The following is a 22464-nucleotide window of genomic DNA, read 5'->3' on the forward strand; positions in this document are numbered from 1 at the left end:
GTAGGTGACGACATCGCAGCAGGAGCGGGCTCAGAGGGGAACGCGCAGAGCCCCGTCGATGCGGGCGACCGCGCTCCGCGCGTCGGCACAGCCGCTCGTCGCGAGATGCTCGCGCACCGTCCGCAGCCGGTCCCGCAGCCTGCGCGACTCCATGCCCCGGGCCGTGTCCGCCATCTCCGTCGCCGTGCGCGCCGCGCGGTCCGCCTCGCCGTGCCGCAGCTCGGTCTGGGTCAGCACGGCCAGCCGGTGGACCCGGCCGCGGTCGTGCGCCGGGGTGCCGACGGCCGCGGTGGCGTGCTCCCGCGCCGCCGTGAGATCTCCCAGCGCCAGCAGCGCCTCGGCCACCTGGACGTCCACCAGCCCCGGCTGCACATAGCCGGTCTCCTCCGGTTCGTGCCCCGGCCGGATCCGCCCGGCCTCCGCCTCCGCGCCGCGGATGCAGGCCAGCGCGCTCGGGCCGTCGCCGAGATGCGCGTACGCCTTGGCCTGCATGGCGTACAGATCGGCGGCGAGCGCGGGCGTGATGCGGCGCCCCGCGGACCGCAGCGCGGCCTCGGCGAACGCCACCGCCTGCCGGTGCTCCGACATGCACAGCGACTGGTTGACCAGCAGCGCGACCACGTACGCGCCGAGCCCCCGGTCGCCGCTGGCCTTCGCGAGCCGCAGCGCCTGGTGGAAGTAGCGCTGCGCCAGCCCCTGCGCGTCGGAGTCGTACGCGCAGATCCCGGCGACCGCGACCAGCGCACCGGTGGCGCGGTGCAGCTGCCGTCCGAGCGCGTCCGGGTAGGAACCGCGCAGCAGCGGGGCCGCCTCGGCGTTCAGGAAGCCGACCACCCGGGCGCGGGTCGCGATGCCGCCCGTCCTGCGGTACATGAGCTCGTAGTGCGCGCGGGCGGCGCGCAGCATCTCGATGTCGGCCGTACGGACCCGGGCGGCTCCCTCCCGGGACACGTCGGCGTCCTCCGGCGGGTTCTCCCACTCCCAGACCGGCATCACCGCGGACGTCCCGGTGACCGCGGCCACACCGATGACGTGGGGGCGCTGCTGCTGGTCCGACCGCCACAGGGCGCTGGCCCGGTCCACGAAGCCCGACAGCGAGGAAGGCGTCGCCGCACCGGGGCCGCCGGCGCCCAGACCGACGTCGCCGAGGGTCACCTGCCGCCGGAGCCGGGCCGAGAGCACCTCGCAGATCAGGTCGGGCACCTGGCCGCGCGGCCGCTGCCCCTTCAACCAGCGGGCCACCGCGGTGTGTTCGTACCGCAGGGCGAGACCGCGGGCCCGTCCGGCCCGGTTGACCCGGGCCGCCAGACCGGCGTGCGAGACGCCCGCTTCGTCGAGCAGCGCGTCGAGCAGGGTGTTGGGCTCCATGGGCCCCCTCCGGGGTGCTTCGGTCGCCTCAGCGTAGTAGAGGACGATTCGCACGGGGTGTGAAACAAGTGCGCTTTTCCCCGGCTTGCGCACGCTCCCGGCGCGGGGCGGGCACCGCTTGACTGAACTGCCTCCTTCTCGAGGCGTCCGGGCCGCCGGCTCCCCCTCGTACAGTACGGCGGCCCCTCCCCCGCGCCGCCCGCCCGGCCGGATCTGCCCGACACTCCGCGGCAGGGCGGGCGGCGCCCCGCCGGTCGCCGCCGGGCCGCGGCGACCGGCTCCGCCCCGGTGACCGGCACTCCTCGGGGGGTGCCGGTCACCGGGGCGCTTCCCCGCACGAATCCACCCCCGCCGGCGATCGAGGCGCGGGGGCTCGGGGGCAGCGCCCCCGCGAAGGCGCCGCGCACACGGGCAGCGCACCGCACGGGAAGCCGAGCCCCCGCACGAGCACCGCACACCACCCGGACCCGTACCGTGCTCCGCGCGGCGCCCCCACATGCCGGACGCCGGCGGACCCCGCACACGCCGAAGGCGCGCCCGGTCGGGAGGACCGGGCGCGCCTTCGACGGCACACGGGCGGGGTCAGGCGCCGCGCAGCGTCGCTCCGGTGCGTTCCGCCGCGAGCGCCACCGCCGCGTCCCGCGCGGCCGACGCCTCGTCGACGGTCAGCGTGCGGTCCGGCGCGCGGAAGCGCAGGGCGTAGGCGAGGGACTTGCGGCCCTCGCCGATCTGCTCTCCGACGAAGACGTCGAACAGCCGCAGGGACTCCAGCAGGTCACCGGCGCCCTCGCGCAGGGCGGTCTCGACCTCGGCGGCCGGGACCTCGTCGCCGACGATCAGCGCGACGTCCTGGGTGGCCACCGGGAAGGTGGAGATCCGCGGCGCCTGAAGGACGACGCCCTCCGACGCGCGCTCCAGCCGGTCGAGTTCCAGCTCCATCGCGCAGGTGCGCTCCGGCAGGTGCAGCGCCTTGACGACCCGCGGGTGCAGCTCGCCCGCGTGGCCGAGGAGGAGGTCCTCGCCGTCGGCGCGGACGTACAGGGCGGCGCAGCGCCCCGGGTGCCACGGCTCGTGCCGGTCGGCCCGCACGTCGAGCTCGACACCGGCCTCACGGGCAACGACGCGCGCCGCCTCGATCGCGTCCGCCCAGGAGACCGGACGGCCCGTGCCCCACCAGCCGTCGAGCTCGCGGGCCCCCGCGAGGACGACCGCGACACGGCGCGGCTGGGGCGGCAGGGAGGCGTTCAGCGCGGCGATCTCCGCGTCCGTGGGACGACGGTCCACCGGCGGGGTGGCCGCCGGCCGCTCGTCGCCCGTCGGGCGGAAGACCAGGCCGGTCTCGAAGAGGGCCAGGTCGTGGCTTCCCCGTCCGTCGTTGCGGCGCAGGGCGGCGAGCAGCCCCGGCAGCAGCGTCGTGCGCAGCGACGGCTCCTCGTCGGAGATCGGGTTGGCCAGCCGGACCGTCCTGCGGCGGTCGTCGCCGGCGTCCAGCCCGAGCTGGTCGAGGGCCTGCTCCCCGATGAAGGGGTAGTTCAGCGCCTCGACGTAGCCGGCGCCGGCCAGGGCGCGGCCGACCCTGCGGTGCAGCCGCTGGCGGGCGGTGAGCCCGCGGCCCGACGGCGGGGTGGGCAGCGTCGAGGGCAGGTTCTCGTAGCCCTCCAGCCGGATGACCTCTTCGGCGAGGTCGTTCGGCGCCGCGAGGTCGGGCCGCCACGAGGGCACGGTGACGATCAGGTCGTCCTGGCCCTGGACGCCGCAGCCGACCTCCTGGAGGCGGCGGACGACGACCTCGCGGCCGTACGCCACGCCCGCCACCCGGTCGGGGTGGTCCGCGGGCATCGCGACGGTGCGCGGCGCGCGCGGGGCGGTGATCTGGGTGACGCCGGCCTCGGCGGTGCCGCCCGCGAGCAGCACCAGAAGGTCGACGGTGCGCTGCGCGGCGGCGGCCGCGGCGCGCGGGTCGACGCCCCGCTCGAAGCGCTTGGACGCCTCGGAGGAGAGGCGGTGCCGGCGCGCGGTGCGGGCGATGGCGACCGGGTCGAAGTGCGCGGCCTCGATGACGACCTCGGTGCTGGCACCGGTGGTGTCGTCGTGGTCGGCGATCTCGGTGTCGGCTCCGCCCATGACGCCCGCGAGGCCGATGGGACCGCGGTCGTCGGTGATGACGAGGTCCTCGGCGTCGAGGACCCGCTCGGTGCCGTCGAGGGTGGTCAGCTTCTCGCCCTGCTCGGCCCGGCGGACGCCGATCGGCCCGTCGAGACGGCCGCGGTCGTAGGCGTGCAGCGGCTGTCCGAGTTCGAGCATCACGTAGTTGGTGACGTCCACGGCCAGCGAGATGGGCCGCATGCCGGCCTTCTGCAGCCTGCGCCGGAGCCAGATCGGCGAGCGGGCCTCGGGCTCCAGGCCGACGACGGTGCGCGCGGTGAAGCTGTCGCAGCCGACCGGGTCGGTGACCTTGACCGGGTAGCCGTGGGCGTTGGGCGCGGGGACGTCGAGCAGCGCGGGGTCGCGCAGCGGGAGCCCGTAGGCGGTGGCCGCCTCGCGGGCGACGCCGCGCATCGACAGCGCGTAGCCGCGGTCCGGGGTGACGGCGATGTCGAGGACCTCGTCGACGAGCTCCAGGAGCTCGATCGCGTCGGTGCCCACCTCGTGCTCCGGCGGGAGCACGACGATGCCGCCGGTGCCGTCGTCGCCCATGCCGAGCTCGTCGCCCGAGCAGATCATGCCGTGCGAGGTCCGGCCGTACGTCTTGCGCGCGGCGATGGCGAAGTCGCCGGGCAGCACGGCGCCGGGGAGGACCACGACGACCTTGTCCCCGACGGCGAAGTTGCGGGCGCCGCAGACGAGCTCCTGCGGTTCGCCGGTGCCGTTGGCGGCGCCGACGTCGACGGTGCAGAAGCGGATGGGCTTCTTGAAGCCCTCCAGCTCCTCGATGGTCAGCACCTGGCCGACGACGAGGGGGCCCTTGAGGCCGGCGCCGAGCTGCTCGACGGTCTCGACCTCGAGGCCGGCGGCGATGAGCCGGGCCTGGACGTCGCGGCCGGTCTCCGTCGCCGGCAGGTCGACGTACTCCCGCAGCCAGGAAAGCGGGACGCGCATCAGATCTCCATCCCGAACGGCCGGGTGAACCGGACGTCACCCTCGACCATGTCTCGCATGTCCTCGACGTTGTGGCGGAACATCAGCATCCGCTCGATGCCGAACCCGAAGGCGAATCCGCTGTACCGCTGCGGGTCCACACCGCAGGCGACGAGCACCTTGGGGTTGACCATGCCGCAGCCGCCGAGCTCGATCCAGCCCTCGCTGGAGCAGGTGCGGCAGGGCCGGTCGGGGTTGCCGACGGACTCGCCGCGGCAGACGTAGCAGACCATGTCCATCTCGGCGGACGGCTCGGTGAAGGGGAAGAAGTTGGGCCGCAGCCGGGTCTTCATGCCCTCGCCGAACAGCGCCTGGACCATGTGGTCGAGGGTGCCCTTGAGGTCGGCCATGGTCAGCCCCTCGTCGACGGCGAGCAGCTCGACCTGGTGGAAGACGGGGGTGTGGGTGGCGTCCAGCTCGTCGGTGCGGTACACGCGGCCGGGGCAGATCACGTAGACCGGCGGCTCGCGGTCGATCAGCGAGCGGATCTGCACGGGCGAGGTGTGGGTGCGCAGCACCACGCCGGAGTCGGCACCGCCTTCGGCGTCCTGCACGAAGAAGGTGTCGGCCTCGCCGCGGGCGGGGTGGTCCGGCCCGATGTTGAGCGCGTCGAAGTTGAACCACTCGGCTTCGGCCTGAGGGCCTTCGGCGACCTCGTAGCCCATGGCGACGAAGACGTCCTCGATGCGCTCGGAGAGCGTGGTCAGCGGGTGGCGGGCACCGGCCGGGAGGCGGTCGTGGCGGAGCGTGACGTCCACGGCCTCCTCGACGAGCACCCGGGCGTCGCGCTCGGCCTCCAGCTCGGCCTGGCGGGCGGCGAGCGCCTTGCTGACGGCGCCGCGGGCCTGGCCCACGCGCTTGCCGGCCTCGGCCTTGGCCTGCGGCGGCAGCGCGCCGATCTCGCGGTTGGCGAGGGAGAGCGGCGAGGTGCCACCGGTGTGCGCGGTCTTCGCGTGGGCGAGCGCGTCGAGTGAGTCGGCGGCGGCGAAGGCGGCGAACGCCTCGTCCCGCATGCGCTCGATCTCTTCCGGTTTCAGTGCCTCGACCTCAACAGGGTCGTACGACTTATTGGGTGCGGACATCTCTTCCCGTACTTCCGAATGGGCTGGCTGGGGACCCCGCACGTCGACCGGGGACGACCGAGGACGCAAAGGTGCCAAAGGCCGAGTCTAACGGGGTGGGGGGTGTCGAATGAGCCCGTGGGCCGCCCGGCGCTCGCTAGAGGAGGTGGGCCGGAGTGCCGACGGGCAGGATAAATCGGAACTCGGCGCCGCCGCCGGGTCCCCGGCCGACGGTGATCGTCCCGCCGTGCGCCTCGACGATGCCCTTGACGATGTACAGGCCCAGACCGGTGCCACCGCGCTTGCTCCCCCGCCAGAAGCGGGTGAAGACGCGGCCCATCGACTCCTCGGGGATGCCGGGGCCCTGGTCGCTCACGGTGACAGCCGTGCCCTTCTCGTCGTCGTCCGCCGATGCCGGCGCCACCTCGATGGTGACGGTTCCCTCGCCGTGCCGCACCGCATTTTCGAGCAGGTTGCCGAGGACCTGGTCGACCTTGTCGGGGTCGGCCCACAGATCCGGCAGCCCGGGACGGATGCGGACCGCGAACCGGTCGGGCGCCTTTCCGCCGGCGATGTGCGCCTGGACGTGGCGCGCGACGGCCGCGGGCATGTCCACCCGCTGGCGGCGCACCTCCAGGCGGCCCGAGTCGATGCGGGAGATGTCGAGGAGCTCCGCGATGAGCCGGGAGATGCGGCCGGCGTCCGCGTCGACGGTCTCCAGCATCAGCCGCTTCTGGTCGTCGGTGAACCGCTCCCACTTGGCGAGCAGGGTCGCCGTGAAGCCCTTGACCGAGGTGAGCGGGGAACGCAGCTCGTGGGCGACGGTCGCGATCAGCTCCGCGTGGCTGCGCTCGGTACGGCGGCGTGCCTCGGTGCCGCGCAGGCTGACCACGAGCCGGCGCACGGGCCCGGTGGGGACGTCCCGGACGTAGCGCGCCGAGACGAGGACCTCCCGGCCGCCGGGAAGCAGCAGGTTGCGCTCGGGCTGGCCCGTGCGGATGGCGAGGCCGCCGTAGGGATCGGTCATGGTCCACCAGCGGCGGCCCTTGAGGTCCTCCAGCGGCAGGGCGTGTTCCAGGGGCGCGCCGATGGCGTCGGCCCGGGCGACGGCGGTGATGCGGGCCGCGGCCTCGTTGAAGCAGACGACCCGTCCGCTCTCGTCGGCGACGACCAGCCCGTCGGGGAGGTCGTCGGGGTGGAGCGCGGACGCGCCGACGGCGCCGGCGGGGCGCGGTCCGGCGTCCGGCCGGCCGTGCCTGCTGATCCCCACGGTCATGCCCCGTATCCCACCTCTCGGCTGCCGAGTGGGCCCGAGTCCGTCACCCTACTAGCTGAAAGTGACGCGGCGGACCCCCTGAGCGAGTGGTCCCGGCCCGGTCCGGCCCACGCCCCGGTCCGGCCGTGCGAGCCGTCACGCCCGCTGCGCCCGCGCCGAGGCGTAGAGACATACGGCGGCGGCGGTCGCCAGGTTCAGGGACTCGGCCTTTCCGTGGATGGGGACGCGCACCACGGCGTCGGCGAGGGCGCGGGTCTCCTCCGGGAGGCCCCAGGCCTCGTTGCCGAAGATCCAGGCGGTCGGTCCGCCCATGGTGCCGCTGTCGAGCTCGTCGTCGAGGTCGTGCTCGCCCGCGCCGTCGGCGGCCAGGACACGCACTCCGGCGCCCTTCAGGCCCTGGACGGCCGTCTCCACGGGGACGCCGACGGCGACCGGCAGATGGAAGTGCGAACCGACCGAGGCACGGACCGACTTGGGGTTGTACAGGTCGACCGAGGCGTCGGTGAGCACCACGGCGTCGGCTCCCGCGGCATCGGCGCAGCGCAGCACGGTGCCGGCGTTCCCGGGGTCGCGGACGTTGGCGAGGACGGCGACGAGCCGGGGTCCGGCGGCGAGGATGTCCTCGAACGGCGAGTCGAGGAAGCGGCAGACACCGACCAGGCCCTGCGGGGTGACGGTCTGGGACACCTCGGCGAGGACCGCGTCGGAGGCGTGGTGCACCCGGGCTCCGGCGTCGAGCGCAGCCCGGACGATGCCGTCGTACCGCTCGGCGGCCTCCACGGTGGTGAACAGCTCGACGAGGGTGGGCTCCCCGGTGGGACCGCGGTGGGCGACGGCCTCGCGGACGGCCTGCGGGCCCTCGGCGATGAACAGCCGGTCCTTGCCGCGGAAGTTCCGCTTGGCGAGCCGCCGGGCGGCGGTCACTCGGGGGGAGCGCGGGGAGATCAGCTCGGGGGTGGGCATGTGCGCCTTGGGCTCTCTCACTGGTCGGGCTGGTCGGGCGGTGGCTGTCCGGGGGCGGCTGGGCGTGGCGCCCGGCCGGTGGGGGCGTCCGGACGGGGTGGCTGTCCGGGGCGTCCGTCCGGGACCAAACGCGCCGGACCCGCAGGCGGGCGGCCTGCGGGTCCGGTCGGCTCGATGAGGCGTCAGGCGGCCTTGGGGGCGTTGACGTCGCTCGGGAGCGCCTTCTGGGCGACCTCGACGAGAGCCGCGAACGCGTTGGCGTCGTTGACCGCGAGCTCGGCGAGGATCTTGCGGTCCACCTCGATGTTGGCGGCCTTCAGACCCTGGATGAAGCGGTTGTAGGTGATGCCGTTGGCGCGGGCAGCGGCGTTGATGCGCTGGATCCACAGCTGACGGAAGTCGCCCTTGCGCTTCTTGCGGTCGTTGTAGTTGTAGACCAGGGAGTGGGTGACCTGCTCCTTGGCCTTGCGGTACAGGCGCGAACGCTGACCGCGGTAGCCGCTGGCCTGCTCGAGGATCGCCCGGCGCTTCTTGTGGGCGTTGACTGCCCGCTTGACGCGTGCCACGTGTTAACTCCTTGTAGCGGGGCCGTGGTCGGTGATCACACGGCCCGGAAACGAATAGGTCCCGGTCTCGGCGTCCCGTCCCCGTGCGGGGACGGAGGACGTCACTTGCCGAGAAGCTTCTTGATCTTCGCGGCGTCGCCCGGGGCCATCTCGGCGTTGCCGGTGAGGCGGCGCGTCAGACGGGACGACTTGTGCTCGAGCAGGTGGCGCTTGCCGGCGCGCTCGCGGAGCACCTTGCCGGAGCCGGTGATCTTGAAGCGCTTCTTGGCACCGCTGTGCGTCTTGTTCTTCGGCATCGCGCCGTTATCTCCTCATCAGTGGCGCTCCCCCGGTGCGAACACCGGACAGCGGGAGCGTCAGATCGTGGTTGGGGTTCCGGGCCCGACCGGGGCCGCCGCGGGGCGGCCCCTCGGGTCACGCCTCGGAGGGTGTGTCGGCCGGGGCGTCGGACTCGGCCGGAGCCTCGGGGCCCTGGTCCGCCGAGCCCTGGCGCTCGGCCTTGCGTGCGGCCTGGGCCTCACGCGCCTCGGCCATGGCCTCGGTCTTCTTCTTGTGCGGGCCGAGAACCATGATCATGTTCCGGCCGTCCTGCTTCGGGTTCGACTCGATGAAGCCGAGGTCCTCGACGTCGGCCGCGAGACGCTGCAGCAGACGGAAGCCGAGTTCGGGGCGGGACTGCTCACGACCACGGAACATGATCGTGATCTTGACCTTGTCGCCCTGCTTGAGGAACCGGACGACGTGACCCTTCTTGGTGTCGTAGTCGTGCGGATCGATCTTCGGCCGGAGCTTCATTTCCTTGATGACCGTGTGCGCCTGGTTCTTGCGCGCCTCACGGGCCTTCATGGCCGACTCGTACTTGAACTTCCCGTAGTCCATGAGCTTGCACACGGGCGGGCGGGCGTTCGCCGCGACCTCGACCAGGTCGAGGTCGTACTCCTGCGCAAGCTCCAGGGCCTTGGCAAGCGGAACAATCCCGACCTGCTCGCCGCTGGGACCGACAAGTCGCACCTCGGGAACGCGAATCCGGTCGTTGATGCGGGGCTCGGCGCTGATGGATCCTCCTAAGTAGCACCACACGACAGCCTGGCAGACAGCCGCGTAACGTCTGTTTCGTCAGACCAACCGCGCCGGAACATGAAAAATGCCCCGGACGGGACACAGGCGGATGCTCCTCGATTACCGGAGCACCGCCGCGACACGTCGCGGGGCGCACATCGGGCGACTTCCATCGTCCGTACGGAACGATGGGCGCCGCCTGACCGGTGACCCGCCGCCCGGAGGGCGGCCAGGTGGGAGATCGGAGCCTCCACTTGTGGGCCGGACACAGAGATGTCCAGCCGGTCGTCACACAAGGTTAGCAGCTCCCCGGGGATGCGGCTAACCGGCGGCCGCGGCGGGGCCGCCGCGGCCGGGGCATATCGTGTGCGTCATGAGTGACGCGACCTCCCCCCATGAATCCACCGGAACCCCGGGACCCGACTTCGACGCCATGACGCGTGACATCGCCGAGGTCCCGGCCGTCGAGGTGATCGTCACGGTCGCGGTCAATCTGATGAGCGCCGCCGCCGTCAAGCTCGGGCTGACCGAGGACGCGGAGGACCACAAGGACCTCGACGAGGCCCGCAAGCTGGTCCACGCGCTGGCCGGGCTGCTCGACGCCGGCGCCACCGAGATCAGCTCGTTCCACGCGGCGCCGCTGCGGGACGGGCTCAAGTCCCTCCAGCTCGCGTTCCGCGAGGCGTCGATCGTCCCGGACGAGCCCGGCCAGGGCCCCGGCGAGAAGTACACCGGTCCGGTCTACGGCTGACGACCGGACGCGTCGCGGGGTCCGCACCCTCCGGGGGTGCGGACCCCGCGTGCGTGCGTTGAGGTCAGGACGCCGGGCGTCCGGTGCGGTCGGGACCCGGCGCGTCCGGTGCGGTCAGGACGCCGTGTCCGGCGCCGTGCCCCGGTGGTCCCGCACGTACAAGGGCTCGCCCGGAGCGGCGGCCTCGGCAGGCAGCAGTGCCAGGTCGAGTCCCCGCACCAGGCGGGCCCTCAGCACGTCGTGGGCGGCCAGCGCCTCGGCGACCCGGCGGCCCGCCTCCGCGGGCGGCGCGTCCGGCGCCAGCACCAGGGCCAGCGTGCCGTCGGTCGCCCGGCCGGGCACGAGGTGGGCCCGCAGCACGGCCGGTTCGGCGGCCAGCGTGCTGCGCAGCGCCTCGGTGACGGCCGGGTCGGCGAGCGGGTCGGTGCTGGTGCGTCCCTCCGCGAGGGCCAGCAGCGCAGGACCGCTGAGCTGGTACGGGACGGGGCCGGCGAGGTCCAGCACGACGGTGTCGGCCTTCTCGTGGGCGGCGGCCTGGAGCGCCTGGTGCAGCGGCACGGCGACGGGGCGGGCCTCGGGGTCCCAGCGGGCGAGGGAGGCGGTCGAGCTGAAGACCGGCAGCGCCCGGCGGCCGCCGGCGGTGAGGGTGGGAACGGCCATGTCGCTGGTCTTCTCGCGGCGCAGCCCGTTGCCGTCCGTCTCGACCTCGCCGAGGACGGCGACGACGGGGACGAGGAGACGCGCGCCCTTGAGCGCGGTGAGGACGGCCGGCTCGGCAGCGCCGTCGGCCGCCCAGTCGGCGAGCGCCGCCTCCAGGGCGGGGTCGGCGGTGCCGTCGTCGTCGGAGAAACCGGGGTCAGGGATGTTCTTGAGCGCCACGGGTCGAGCGTAGCCCGCTCCGCGACGCCTTCCCGCGCGGGGCCGGGCGGTCCGGACGGGCCGGCCGGGACGGGCCGGCCCGTCGGGGTGGGGCTCGCCCCTCGGGGCGGGAGCGGGTGGCGTCCGGCTTTCGCGGGCTCGCCCTCGGGGCGGGAGCGGGTGCGTCCGGCCTTCGCGGGGTCGCGCGGAGGGGTGGGTGCGGCAGACGCGGGCCGCGGAGGCGGCCGCCCGGGACGGGCTCAGTGCTGCGGGCTCAGTGCTGCGGGCGCGGGTGCGGGTGCGTCGGCAGGGCCACGGGAGCGGGCTCGGTCACCGGGCGCGGCACGCGCGCGGTGGGTGCGGTCCGTGCCGGCGGCGCGTGCGGGTGAGGGGGGCGTGGCGGCTCAGGCGTAGGTGCCGTGGTCGCCCCGGTCGCGCGCGGAGCGGGAGGTGCGGCCGCCGCGCCAGAGGACGACGGCCGCGGCGAGGGTCAGGATGCCGAGGCCGCCGGCGGCCGGGGCGAGCAGTGCGGACGCGTCGTCGCCGCCGCCCTCGGGGTCCGGGCCGTTGCCGAAGTACCGCTTGTCCCAGCCCGCCGCGGCCGCCGCCAGGTCGGCGGGGCGCAGCGACCGGCCGGCGGCGATGGCCGCGGCCGGGTCCACGAAGCCGTAGCCGTACGAGTCGTCGCGGCCGCCCTCGGGCGCGTCGCGGGCCGTGTCCCGCAGCAGCTTCTTGATCTGGGCGGGGGTCAGACCCGGGTGCGCGGACCGCACCAGGGCGACGGCGCCCGACACGAACGCGGCGGCGGCGCTGGTGCCCCAGCCCTGGTAGTACTTCCGGTCCGGGTCGGCGATCACCACGTCGTCCCCGGGGGCGCTGACCGTGGCGTACCAGCGGCGGGTGGAGAAGGACGCGTGGGTGCCAAAGCGGTCGACCGCCGTCACGGCGATCACCCCGGGGTAGGCGGCCGGGTACGAGACCCGGTCGCCCTTCTCGCCGCCGTTGCCCGCCGAGGCGACGACGACGGAGCCCTTGGCGAGGGCGTACTGGACGGCGGCGTCCTCGCCCGGCTCGGGATGGGCGGACTCGCTGTCGTCGCCGAGCGAGAGGTTGATGACGTCGGCGCCCTGGTCGGCCGCCCAGCGGATGCCCTCGGCGAGTGCGGTGCCGCGCGACTTGCGGGCACGGTCCCGCGCCTTGTCCTTGCCCTCCAGGATCACCCGCACCGGAAGGATCTTCGCCTCCGGGGCGATGCCCAGGACACCGGACTCCCGGCCCGGTCCGTGGCCGTGCGCGGCGATGATGCCGGCCATGGCGGTGCCGTGGCGCGCCCAGTGCTCGTCGCCGCGCCCGGCGCCGAAACCGATGAGGTCCCTGCCCGGCAGCACGGACCCGGCGAGGTCGGGGTGCTGGTCGTCGACGCCGGTGTCGAGCACGGCGACGGTGATGCCCCGACCCTTGGTCGTCTGCCACGCCTCCTCGGTGTGCATGGCCTCCAGGCCCCACTGCTGGGCGCGTATGGCGTCCGCGTGGGCGGGCGTGGCAGCGGGCAGGACGGCGAAGGCGGTGGCGGCGACGACGGCGGTGAGGCGGTCGCGGCGCGGGAGCAGGCGTCTCATTCCGGCTTCTCCGTGGCCCGGGCGGCGGAGGCGCGCAGCCCTCGTTCGACGAGTCCGGCGATGCCTTCGGCGTCGTGGCCGAGCCCTGCCTGGGCGGCGGCGGTGGTGACGCCGTCCGCTGTGGCGTCGCTCGCCGGCTGCGGTTCGCGGACCTCGCGGCCGTCGGCGAACCCGGAGACGGCGAAGACGACGAGGGGCGCCTCGGTCAGCACGTCGACGGTCCAGCTGGCCCGCTGCCGGTCGCCGAAGCCGGCGGCGACGGTGCCCTCGGCGGGGAGGGTGCGGGGCATCAGGTCCCGGCGGTCGCCGAGCCCTTCGGTGGTGAACCGGTTGTGGAGGGCGAGCATGCCGTCCCGTTCGGCCTCCGTGAAGACCATCCCGACGGTGGTGACGCTGCTGGCGGTGGCGTCGGTGTAGGTAGCCCTGACGACCCGGACGCAGCCGACCTGGTCCATGGTCCTGGCGAGCAGGGGGTCCAGGGCGCTCACGCAGTCGGTGTCGGGGGCCACGGCGACGCGGCTCCAGACCCGGTCGGCGCCGCCCGGTCCTGCGTCGTCGCCGCGCAGGGTGCGGGGGAAGAGGGTGTCCACCGGGAGGCTGTGCCAGAGGGTGCGTACCTCGGCGTCGCGCGCACGCTCGTCGTCGGCGGCACCGGAGTCCCCGGTCAGCCAGGTACCGGCGGCGGCGCCGCCGATCAGGCCGACACCGAGGACGACACAGGCGACGGCGCCGAGGGTGCGCACCGGCCGGCGGGGCCTGACGGGGCGCAGCCGGGTGGTCATCTCGGCGGGGGTCTCGGGCGGCGCCCACGCGTGGAGGGGCGCCCGGGGCGCGTCCGGGCGGGGCGTCATGTCGACCGACCCGACGGGCCTGCGCCGCGGCACCGGCGGGACCGACCCGGCGGCGGGCCTCCCCGAGGCGGGCGGGGTGGCCGGGCGCTCCGGGCCCGGGGCCCGCGGAGCGGGCGGGGTGGGGCGCAGGCGTGTGGTGGTCTCGGTCTCGGGAACGGCCCCGGGGGCGGAGCCCGCCGCCGCGGCGGGAGGAGCGCTCCGGCCCGGGGGCCGCCGACCGACGGGCGCCGCGGCACCCGCCCGCGGCGGTGCGGCGGGCGCGGGCGGCGCGGGGGCGGTGGGCGCAGGCGGCGCCGGGTCCGCGGGGGCGGTGGGCGGCGCGGAGGACGCGGGTGCGGCGGCGGGCGCCGTACGTGGGGGCGAGGACGCGGGAGGCACGGGCACGGGCGGGGCGGAAGCAGGGGGCGCGGGCGACGCTTGGGGCGCGGACCGCACAGGGCTCGCGGGGGCGGTACGCGGCGTGGAGGGCGCGGGCACGGACGGTGCGGGCACGGAGGACGCGGGCGGCGCCGCGGGAGCGGGCGGAACGGGGGCGTTCACGGGCGGGGAGTCGGGACGGCGGGGTGCGGGAGCGGACGGACCGGGCCGCGCTCCGGGTGACGGCGCGGGCACCCGGGCGGGAGCCGGTGCGGCGGACGCGGCCCCCGGGGACGGAGGGGAAGCGGGGCGCGCGGACGGCGTGTGCGCCGGGGCGGGCGTACCGGCCCGCGGCACCGGCGGTGCGGCGGGCGTCGAGGCGGTCGGGGACGCCGACGGCCGGGCGGTCGGCCCCCCGGGCGGGGAGGACGGAGCCGCGGGGGCGTCGGCGCTCTGCTGCGGGGCGGGCGCGTTCGTGTCGCCGGCCGCCGGCGCCTGCGGCCCTCCGGCGGGAGCGGTCGGAGCCTGAGCGGACGCCGGGGCGGAACCGGACGGGCCGGCGGCGGAGGAGGGGGCGTCCGCACCCCTGCGAGGCGCCGGGGGCGTGGCGGTTGCGGGGGCACGCGTCGCCCCGGGAACTGTGGCCGCCGCGCGCCGCTGCGCGACGGGCGCGGGCCGGGCCGGCGGGGTGGCGTCGGCCGGGCCGGGACCGGGGGCACTGGGCGCCGGGACCGGTGCCGGGGCGGCCGGCTGTACGGGGACGCGCGGCGGTGCGGTGCGGGACGGGGCCGCGCCGGCCGGGGGTGCCGGCGTGGACGGACCGGTGGGGTCCTGGGACGCCGGTGCGGTGTCGGACTCCGCGGGCGGGGCGGGCGGCTCGGTGGGGAGCAGCATGTCGGAGATACGGGAACGGGGCGGGGGCTGCTCGCCCGAAGGGCGCTGCGCCTCCGTGCCCATCGTGCCCCCCGTAACTGTGTCCGCGCACCGCGCACCACCGGTCGCCGCGCGGATCACTGCGCGGAGCAGGTCCGTTCGCCGGCTCGTGCGGGTCACTCTAACGGGCTGCGCCGAGCCGGTCGGGCACACGGGAGCCGGTCCGTGGGGATCTGCCCAGAACATCCACTACCCCGGGGTAATTAGGTCTGGCAAGCTCGGGCCATGACTCCCCGCGCCGCCGACCGGGCCCGTTACGACAAGGCCACCGCTCATCTGGACGCCCCCCTGGCCGTCGTCGACCTCGACGCCTTCGACGCCAACGCCGACGATCTCGTCCGCCGCGCAGCCGGCAAGCCGATCCGGGTGGCGAGCAAGTCGGTTCGCTGCCGTGCCCTGTTGGAGCGGGTGCTCGCGAAGGACGGCTTCTCCGGGATCATGTCGTTCACGCTGGACGAGTCCCTGTGGCTGGCGCGGGCCGGGTTCGAGGACGTGCTGCTCGCCTATCCCTCCGCCGACCGCACGGGCTTCGCCGAGCTCGCCGCGGACCCCAAGTCGGCCGGGGCGGTGACGGTGATGGTCGACGACGTCGCGCAACTGGACCTGATCGACCGGTCGCGGGCGGGCGGCAAGGAGGAGATCAGGGTCTGCCTGGAGATGGACACCGCGCTGCACCTGCTGGGCGGCCGGGTCCGTGTCGGCGCCCGCAGGTCCCCGCTGCGGGGCCCTGCGCAACTGGCCGACATCGCCCGGTCGATCGCCCGGCGGCCCGGCTTCCGGCTGGTGGGCGTCATGGCCTACGAGGGGCATGTCGCCGGGGTGGGCGACGCGGTGGCCGGGTCTCCGCTGCGTTCCCGTGCGGTGCGGCTGATGCAGCGGGCGGCACGGGCGGAGCTGGCGGCGCGGCGGGCGGAGGTCGTGCGCGCGGTGCGCGCGGTCGAGCCCGATCTGGAGTTCGTCAACGGCGGCGGCACCGGCAGCGTGCAGCACACGGCGGCCGAGGACGCCGTCACGGAGATCGCGGCCGGTTCCGGTCTCTACGTGCCGCGGCTCTTCGACAACTACACCTCCTTCAGCGGCCGTCCGGCCGCGCTCTTCGCCCAGCCCGTGGTGCGCCGCCCGGGTGTGGGCACGGTGACGGTGCTCGGCGGCGGCTACCCCGCCTCCGGCGCGGCCGGCAAGGACCGGCTGCCGGTCCCCTATCTGCCGGAGGGGCTGCGCTACGACCCTCAGGAGGGCGCGGGCGAGGTGCAGACCCCGCTGATCGGCCCGCCCGCCGACGACCTGCTCATCGGGGACAAGGTGTGGTTCCGTCACGCCAAGGCCGGTGAGCTGTGCGAGCGTTTCGCCGCGCTGCACCTGATCGAGGGTGACCGGGTGACCGGCACCGTGCCCACGTACCGGGGCGAGGGCCGCACCTGTCTGTAGTTCCGCCGCGCTCATGGGAGTTCCTTCGGCGGCCGTCAGTAGGCGACCGTGAAGCGGGTGCGCCGGTGGCGGGGGTGTTCGGCCTCGTCGATCAGTGCCACGGCGAAATCCTCCAGGGAGACGGCTGAACGCCCCTCGGGGTCGGTGAGCAGGGTGTCCCAGCCCAGCCGGTACAGCCCGGTGCGCTTCCCGGGCTCCAGCAGGGCGGGAGGGCTGAGGCAGGTCCAGTCCGCGGCCGGGGGCGCCGCTCGGCAGACCTCCAGCTGTGCGGCGCAGGCCGCCTCGGCGGCCTGCCGCCCGGCGGGGAAGTCCGGCGCCCGGGCGGCGGCCGCTCCCCCGGCCCCCGGCACGGTGAGGGTGGCCGCGCCGCCGACCAGCAGGAGGCGGACGCCGCTGCGTGCCGTGCCGTCGAGGAGCGCCTCCGTCGTCGTCACCAGTTCGTGTTCGCGGCCCGGGCCCGGACGGGTCGCACCGATGACCAGGTCCTGCCCCCGTGCGAGCCGGGCGACGGCCGCCGGGTCCGATGCGTCGCCCGCGCGGCGGCGGGCACGCGGCGGCAGCGCGGCGGCGTGACCGGACGGATCGCGGACGACCGCGGTGACGTCATGTCCCCGCGACAGCGCCTCGCTCACGGTCCTGCGTCCCACCTGGCCCGCTGCTCCGAAGACGGTGATGCGCATGGTCGGTCCCCCTGGGTCGTGCGGTGCCGGACGGTGGACGGGCGGGGCGGCGGGACGGCCCCGGCCGCCGCTGCGCGGCCACCAGGGCCGCGAGGACGACGGCTCCGCCGACGCCCTGGAGTGCGTTGAGCCGCTCACCGGCGAGGACCACGCCGAGGACGGTGGCGACGAGAGGGCTGAGGAGCCCGAGGAAGGAGACCGCGGTCGGCGGCAGTTCCCGTATGCCGCGGAACCAGAGGGCGTAGGCCACGGCCGCGCCGATGAGCGAGAGGTAGGCGTATCCGGCGTAGTTCACCGCGGTCAGTCCGGCGGGCGGGAGACCCTCGGCGAGCAGGGCGACCGGAAGGAGCAGCAGTCCGCCGGCCACCAGCTGCCAGCCCGTGGTGGCCAGGAGCGGGGCGGGCGAGGTCCAGCGCTTGGCGAGCACCACGCCGGTGGCCATCACCAGGGCGCCGCCGAGCGCCGCCGCCACCCCGACGGCGTCGAGCCGTGCCTCCGAGCGCAGGACGAGGAGGCTCACTCCGGCCACGCCGGCGACGCCTGCCACCGCGGTGCGCGCGGACAGCCGGTCCCCGAGGAGCGCTGCGGACAACCCCGCGGCGAGCAGCGGCTGGACGGCTCCGACCGTGGCGGCCACCCCGCCCGGCAGCCGGTACGCGGCGACGAAGAGCAGGGCGAAGAACACGCCTATGTTCAGCGCGCCGAGCAGGAGGGCGCGCCACCACCAGATCCCCCGCGGCAGGCGCCGGGTGATCGCGACGAGCAGCAGCCCCGCGGGCAGCGCGCGGAGCACGGCGGCCAGCAGGGGGCGGCCGGGCGGCAGCAGCTCGGTCGTGACGAGATACGTGGAGCCCCAGACGGCAGGCGCCAGCGCGGTGAGCACGACGATGCCGAACCGACGGCCTCGCATGATTCTCAGCAGGTTGCTTAGCACTAAGCCAAAGTACCTCATCGCTAAGTGATTGGCTACACTGCGTCCATGGCAGACCACGTGGACCTCGTTCTGGCGCAGTGGGGCGCGCAGCGGCCCGACCTGGACGTGACGCCGATGGCGGTGATCGGGCGGCTGTCGCGGGTCTCCCGCCTGGTCGGCAACGAGCTCGGGAGGACGTTCGCCGCCCACGGGCTGGACGCCGCGTCGTTCGACGTCCTGGCCACGCTGCGGCGCAGCGGCCCACGGCACCGCCTCACCCCCGCCGAGCTGATGCGGGCGGCGATGGTCACCTCGGGCGCCATCACCCAGCGCCTGGACCGGCTCCAGGCGCGCGGGCTGGTGACCCGGACGCCGAGCGAGTCGGACGGCCGGGTCGTCCACGTCTCGCTGACCGAGGAGGGCCTCGCCCTGGTGGACCGCGTCCTGCCGGACCACCTGGCCACCGAGAACCGCGTACTGGCCGGGCTCGGCGGGGCCGGTCTCGGCGCGCTCGCCTCGCTCCTGCGCGACCTTCTGGAGTCGCTCGGCGACACCGTCCCCGAGGAGCTGATCCCGCGCCGCGCACCGGACGGAGGTTTTGAGAAAGAGTTCTGCGAAACCGTGGCGGAGGACTTCGGCCCCCCACCGGTGCGCGCGGAGTACGCCGGCCACGCGGGCACCGACCCGACGGACACCACGAGCGCATCAGGCGGCGGAGCCTCCGCCGCCTCGGGCGGTCCCGGGGGCGGCCGGCCGAAGGTGATCGACGAGGAGATGCTCGCCCGGGCGAGGGAGCTGCGCGCCGAGGGTGTGCCCGTCGCCGAGATCGCCGCCCGGCTCACCATCCGCACCGGGAAGAACGCCGGCAAGGCGCCCTCGGTGGCCTCCCTCTACCGCGCGCTGGCCGACTGACCGTCACCTCGGCCGCCCGGCCGCCCGGCAGCCCGCCCGGGCCCCGCCGGACCCCCGGGTCAGCCCGGTCCGATGCTGCTGCCGACGCCGCCGCCCGTCGCGTCGCCGCCGAGCGCCCGGATACCGGCCGTGATCCGGTCCATCTCCGCCAGGCTCGGGCCGTCGGGCCCTGCGTCGAAGGCGAACCGCACGACCACCAGGGCCTCGGTCCCGGCCGTCGAGGGGAACACCAGGGACTGCACGTAGCCACCGGGACCGGCGCCGGTGACGACCTTCCAGCGCACCAGGTGGCCGGCGCGGCCCGCGACCGCGACGTTCTGCGCCTTGACGACGCTGTGCGCGGTGATGCCGCCGTGGATGCGGTTGCCCAGGGCGTCCTCGTCGTAGAAGGCGTCCGCCGCCTTCGCGATGTCCTTCTCCGCGACGGACCGTGGCGTCACGGCACCGCCCGTCGTCCCGGACAGGTCGGCGGTCATCGACGTCACCTGCCCGTGACGGCAGAGAGGGGACCCGCCGCCGGGGCAGTCGTAGGTGTCGTCCGTGTACATGGTGGCGCCGGAGCCGAGTACCCGATCGGACTCGACCCAGCCGTCCGGAATCGGCAGGCTGATGCCGTTGAGCTGGTCGACCAGACGCCCCGGGTCGGTTCCGGCGCTCGCCCCGGTGCTCGCCTCCGGTGACGGCCCGGTCTCCGGCGTGGCGGTGGCCGAGGCCACCGGGCTCTCGGGGGCCGCCTCCGGCGGCGCCGGGTCGCCGTCCCCGCGGAACAGGACCGCTCCGGTGACCACGGCCGCGACGAGCACGACCGCCGCCGCGGACCACGCGGCGATCCGCCTGCCGCGCCCGGGCGCCCCGGCGCCGGCCTGCTGCAGGGGCACGGTCGGCGGTCCGAATCCCCCCGCCTGCCCCGGGCCGCCCGCCGGCCCGAATCCGCCCGTCGGCGGCGTCTGCCCCTGGAGCGCCCGGGTGTGGGCGGTCCAGGCCGAGCCGTCCCACCATCGTTCCGCGCCGGGTGCGTGGGGGTCCGGATACCAGCCGGGCGGGGTCGTCATGCTCATGCGGTCAGCCTATGCGGCGGCCGGGCCGCACCACCGCCCCGGCCGCTGCACGGCGGCGGGAACCGGACACCTGGGCTCAGGCGGCCTCCCGGACCGGGCACGGCAGCACACGCGGCACGACGGCCCGGACCGCCCGGGAAGGCCGGACCGGACGGGACGCAACCGAACGGGACGCGACCGAACGGACCGACACCGGACGGACCGGCAGCGGACCGGACCGGACACCACCCGGACACCACCCGGTCCGCCGCCCGCCCGGCACCGCACGTCCCGCGGCGCCGCACACGGCGCCGCGCCGCACCGCACCGCACCGCACGCCACCCGCACGGCCCGGCGCGCGGGCACGGAAGGACCGACCGGAGAGCCCGCCGCACCCCTGCACGAAGCCCCGGACCCGGGCGCGCAGGCGCCCGCCGGGGCCGACGCCGGCACGCCGCGCCACGCCCCTGCCCCGGAGCCCCGCGCCCCTGCCCGTGGCCTCGCTCCCCTCGCTCCCCGCGCCCCCGCCTACAGCGGAGTGACGTACGCCCCGGAGATCCCGCCGTCCACCAGGAAGTCCGTGGCGTTGACGAACGAGGAGTCGTCGCTCGCGAGGAAGGCGACCGCCGCCGCGATCTCGGCCGCGTCGGCGAAGCGTCCGACGGGGATGTGCACCAGCCGGCGCGCGGCGCGTTCGGGGTCCTTGGCGAACAGCTCGCGCAGCAGCGGGGTGTCGACCGGCCCCGGGCAGAGGGCGTTGACCCGGATGCCCTCGCGGGCGAACTGGACGCCGAGCTCCCGGGACATGGCGAGAACGCCGCCCTTGGAGGCGGTGTAGGAGATCTGCGACGTCGCCGCCCCCATCCGCGCGACGAAGGACGCGGTGTTGATGATCGATCCCCTCCCCTGCCTGCGCATGTAGGGGAGGGCGGCCTTGCAGCACAGGTAGACCGAGGTCAGATTGACCTCCTGGACGCGCTTCCACGCCTCCAGCCCGGTCTCCAGGATCGAGTCGTCGTCCGGGGGCGAGATGCCGGCGTTGTTGAAGGCGATGTCGACGCTGCCGTAGGTCTCGTACGCGGTCCTGAAGAGCGCCTCCACCTGGTCGGGGTCGGTGACGTCGACGCGGACGAAGGTGCCGCCGGTCTCGTCGGCCGCGGCCTTGCCGGCCGTCTCGTCGATGTCGCCGCAGACGACATGGGCTCCCTCGGACGCCAGCCGGCGCGCGGTGGCGAGGCCGATGCCGCTGCCGGCGCCGGTGACGACTGCGGTGCGGCCGACCAGGCGGCGGCAGATGGGGGTCTCGTCGGTCATGGGTGTTCAGGCCTCCGTGCTGAGGAAGACGTTCTTGGTCTCGGTGAAGGCGGTGAGGGCGTCGGGGCCCAGCTCCCGGCCGAGCCCGGACTGCTTGTAACCGCCGAACGGCGTCCAGTACCGGACGCTGGAATGGGAGTTGACGGAGAGGTTGCCGGCGGCGACGGCCCCCGAGACCCGCAGGGCGCGGCCGACGTCGCGGGTCCAGATCGACCCGGCGAGGCCGTAGTCGGTGGCGTTGGCGAGGCGTACGGCGTCCTCCTCGTCGTCGAAGGGCAGGACCACGGCGACCGGTCCGAAGACCTCCTCCCGGGCGGCGGGCGCGTCCGCGGCCAGGCCGGTCAGGACGGTCGGCGCGAACCAGAAGCCGGGGCCGGCGGGGGCGGTGCCGCGAAGGCCCTCGGCGCCCTCGGGAACGTACGAGCGCACGCGTTCCAGCTGGGCCTTGGAGATCAGCGGACCCATGTCGGTCGCCTCGTCCGCGGGGTCGCCGACGGTCACGGAGGCGAGGGCGGGTGCGAGCAGGTCGAGGAACCGGTCGTGGACGGAGCGCTGCACGAGGATCCTGGTCCGGGCGCAGCAGTCCTGGCCGCTGTTGTCCAGGAAGGACATGGGGGCGGCGGCCGCCGCCTTCTCCAGATCGGCGTCGGCGAAGACGATGTTCGGGCTCTTGCCGCCGAGTTCGAGGGTGACCCGCTTCACCTGGGCGGCGGCGAGGGACATGATCCGCTTTCCGGTCCGGGTGGATCCGGTGAACACGATCTTGGCCACGCCGGGGTGCCGCACCAGGGCCTCGCCCGCGATGTCCCCGCGGCCGGGCAGCACCTGGAGGAGGTGTTCGGGGAGCCCGGCCTCCAGGGCCAGTTCGGCCAGCCGCAGGGCGGTCAGCGGAGTGGTCTCCGCCGGTTTGAGGACGACGGCGTTCCCCGCGGCGAGCGCCGGTGCGGCGCCCCAGGCGGCGATGGGCATGGGGAAGTTCCACGGGGCGATGACGCCGACGACGCCGAGCGGCTCCAGGAGGGTGATGTCGATGCCGCCGGGAACCGGGATCTGACGTCCCGTCAGGCGTTCCACTCCCCCGGCCGAGTACTCCAGCAGGTCGCGGACGTTGCCTGCCTCCCAGCGGGCGTTGCCGACGGTGTGGCCGGCCTCCCTCACCTCCAGAGCGGCCAGTTCCGGGATGTGGGCGTCGACGACGGCGGCGAAGCGGCGCAGCAGCCGGGCCCGGTCGGCGGGTGCGGCGGCGGCCCAGTGCCGCTGGGCCGCGGCGGCCCGGGTGACCGCGGTGTCGACGTCGTGGGCGCCGGCGCCGGGGACGGTGGCGACGACCTCCTCGGTGGCGGGGTTCAGTACGTCGAGTGCGTACGGCTCTGACACGTG

19 protein-coding genes are annotated in these 22464 nt (G+C 75.3%); 3 read left to right on the forward strand and 16 right to left on the reverse strand.

All coding sequences use genetic code 11. The annotated features are described in order from the left end of the window. Nucleotides 1–30: 30 nt before the first annotated feature. The 8 genes from IAG43_RS05295 to infC form a co-directional block, all read right to left on the reverse strand. Complete coding sequence (locus IAG43_RS05295) at nucleotides 31–1368, reverse strand: NsdA family TPR-like regulatory protein (RefSeq protein ID WP_187739595.1); 1338 nt, start codon at nucleotides 1366–1368, stop codon at nucleotides 31–33. Nucleotides 1369–1950: 582 nt separating this feature from the next. Then, nucleotides 1951–4467: a phenylalanine--tRNA ligase subunit beta gene (gene pheT, locus IAG43_RS05300; protein ID WP_187739596.1), complete on the reverse strand. Its 2517-nt coding sequence runs from the start codon at nucleotides 4465–4467 to the stop codon at nucleotides 1951–1953. Continuing rightward, the gene (gene pheS, locus IAG43_RS05305; protein WP_187739597.1) at nucleotides 4467–5588 is read right to left on the reverse strand and encodes a phenylalanine--tRNA ligase subunit alpha; all 1122 of its coding nucleotides are present in this window, start codon (nucleotides 5586–5588) and stop codon (nucleotides 4467–4469) included. The genes pheT and pheS overlap by 1 nt, the downstream gene beginning before the upstream one ends. Nucleotides 5589–5724: 136 nt before the next feature. After that, on the reverse strand, nucleotides 5725–6843 hold the full coding sequence (locus tag IAG43_RS05310) for a sensor histidine kinase (RefSeq protein WP_187739598.1): 1119 nt from the start codon (nucleotides 6841–6843) through the stop codon (nucleotides 5725–5727). A gap of 135 nt (nucleotides 6844–6978) precedes the next feature. After that, nucleotides 6979–7806, reverse strand: a complete 828-nt coding sequence (locus IAG43_RS05315; protein WP_187739599.1) for a TrmH family RNA methyltransferase — start codon at nucleotides 7804–7806, stop codon at nucleotides 6979–6981. A 182-nt stretch (nucleotides 7807–7988) separates the two neighbouring features. Beyond that, the gene (rplT, locus tag IAG43_RS05320) at nucleotides 7989–8372 is read right to left on the reverse strand and encodes a 50S ribosomal protein L20 (protein WP_016642495.1); all 384 of its coding nucleotides are present in this window, start codon (nucleotides 8370–8372) and stop codon (nucleotides 7989–7991) included. A gap of 101 nt (nucleotides 8373–8473) precedes the next feature. After that, entirely contained in the window at nucleotides 8474–8668 is a 195-nt protein-coding gene (gene rpmI / locus IAG43_RS05325) for a 50S ribosomal protein L35 (protein WP_018848956.1), read from the reverse strand. 118 nt (nucleotides 8669–8786) lie between these two features. After that, entirely contained in the window at nucleotides 8787–9452 is a 666-nt protein-coding gene (gene infC, locus IAG43_RS05330; protein ID WP_187739600.1) for a translation initiation factor IF-3, read from the reverse strand. A gap of 352 nt (nucleotides 9453–9804) precedes the next feature. On the opposite strand from infC, the gene IAG43_RS05335 reads away from it, so the two are divergent. Then, on the forward strand, nucleotides 9805–10182 hold the full coding sequence (locus IAG43_RS05335) for a DUF1844 domain-containing protein (protein WP_187739601.1): 378 nt from the start codon (nucleotides 9805–9807) through the stop codon (nucleotides 10180–10182). A 114-nt stretch (nucleotides 10183–10296) separates the two neighbouring features. Here the strand turns inward: IAG43_RS05335 and IAG43_RS05340 are convergent, their stop codons facing one another. The 3 genes from IAG43_RS05340 to IAG43_RS05350 form a co-directional block, all read right to left on the reverse strand. Next, a complete protein-coding gene (locus tag IAG43_RS05340; RefSeq protein WP_187739602.1) occupies nucleotides 10297–11061 on the reverse strand; it encodes an SseB family protein in 765 nt (254 codons plus the stop codon). Between the two features lie 383 nt (nucleotides 11062–11444). Then, complete coding sequence (gene mycP / locus IAG43_RS05345; protein WP_187739603.1) at nucleotides 11445–12659, reverse strand: type VII secretion-associated serine protease mycosin; 1215 nt, start codon at nucleotides 12657–12659, stop codon at nucleotides 11445–11447. Then, on the reverse strand, nucleotides 12656–13510 hold the full coding sequence (locus IAG43_RS05350) for a hypothetical protein (RefSeq protein WP_187739604.1): 855 nt from the start codon (nucleotides 13508–13510) through the stop codon (nucleotides 12656–12658). The genes mycP and IAG43_RS05350 overlap by 4 nt, the downstream gene beginning before the upstream one ends. Nucleotides 13511–15025: 1515 nt before the next feature. Between IAG43_RS05350 and IAG43_RS05355 the strand changes: the two genes are divergently transcribed. Beyond that, entirely contained in the window at nucleotides 15026–16228 is a 1203-nt protein-coding gene (locus tag IAG43_RS05355; RefSeq protein WP_187739605.1) for an amino acid deaminase/aldolase, read from the forward strand. Nucleotides 16229–16263: 35 nt separating this feature from the next. Here the strand turns inward: IAG43_RS05355 and IAG43_RS05360 are convergent, their stop codons facing one another. Together IAG43_RS05360 and IAG43_RS05365 are read right to left on the reverse strand one after the other, a co-directional pair. Continuing rightward, nucleotides 16264–16908 (reverse strand): NAD(P)-dependent oxidoreductase, encoded by a 645-nt coding sequence (locus IAG43_RS05360; protein WP_187739606.1) that lies wholly within the window; start codon nucleotides 16906–16908, stop codon nucleotides 16264–16266. Continuing rightward, nucleotides 16832–17818, reverse strand: coding sequence for an EamA family transporter (locus tag IAG43_RS05365; RefSeq protein ID WP_187739607.1), 987 nt, complete (start codon nucleotides 17816–17818; stop codon nucleotides 16832–16834). The genes IAG43_RS05360 and IAG43_RS05365 overlap by 77 nt, the downstream gene beginning before the upstream one ends. Nucleotides 17819–17887: 69 nt before the next feature. Here IAG43_RS05365 and IAG43_RS35100 point away from each other — a divergent pair, with 69 nt between their 5' ends. Continuing rightward, on the forward strand, nucleotides 17888–18733 hold the full coding sequence (locus IAG43_RS35100; protein ID WP_187739608.1) for a MarR family transcriptional regulator: 846 nt from the start codon (nucleotides 17888–17890) through the stop codon (nucleotides 18731–18733). A gap of 59 nt (nucleotides 18734–18792) precedes the next feature. On the opposite strand, the gene IAG43_RS05375 is transcribed toward IAG43_RS35100, so the two are convergent. From IAG43_RS05375 to IAG43_RS05385, 3 genes are all read right to left on the reverse strand, one after another. Then, complete coding sequence (locus tag IAG43_RS05375; RefSeq protein ID WP_187739609.1) at nucleotides 18793–19791, reverse strand: DUF2510 domain-containing protein; 999 nt, start codon at nucleotides 19789–19791, stop codon at nucleotides 18793–18795. A gap of 507 nt (nucleotides 19792–20298) precedes the next feature. Then, nucleotides 20299–21084, reverse strand: a complete 786-nt coding sequence (locus IAG43_RS05380) for a 3-oxoacyl-ACP reductase (RefSeq protein WP_187739610.1) — start codon at nucleotides 21082–21084, stop codon at nucleotides 20299–20301. A 6-nt stretch (nucleotides 21085–21090) separates the two neighbouring features. Next, nucleotides 21091–22461: an aldehyde dehydrogenase family protein gene (locus tag IAG43_RS05385; RefSeq protein ID WP_187739611.1), complete on the reverse strand. Its 1371-nt coding sequence runs from the start codon at nucleotides 22459–22461 to the stop codon at nucleotides 21091–21093. Nucleotides 22462–22464: the final 3 nt, after the last annotated feature.

It is taken from the genome of Streptomyces genisteinicus (genome assembly GCF_014489615.1).
Taxonomy (GTDB): Bacteria; Actinomycetota; Actinomycetes; order Streptomycetales; family Streptomycetaceae; genus Streptomyces; species Streptomyces genisteinicus.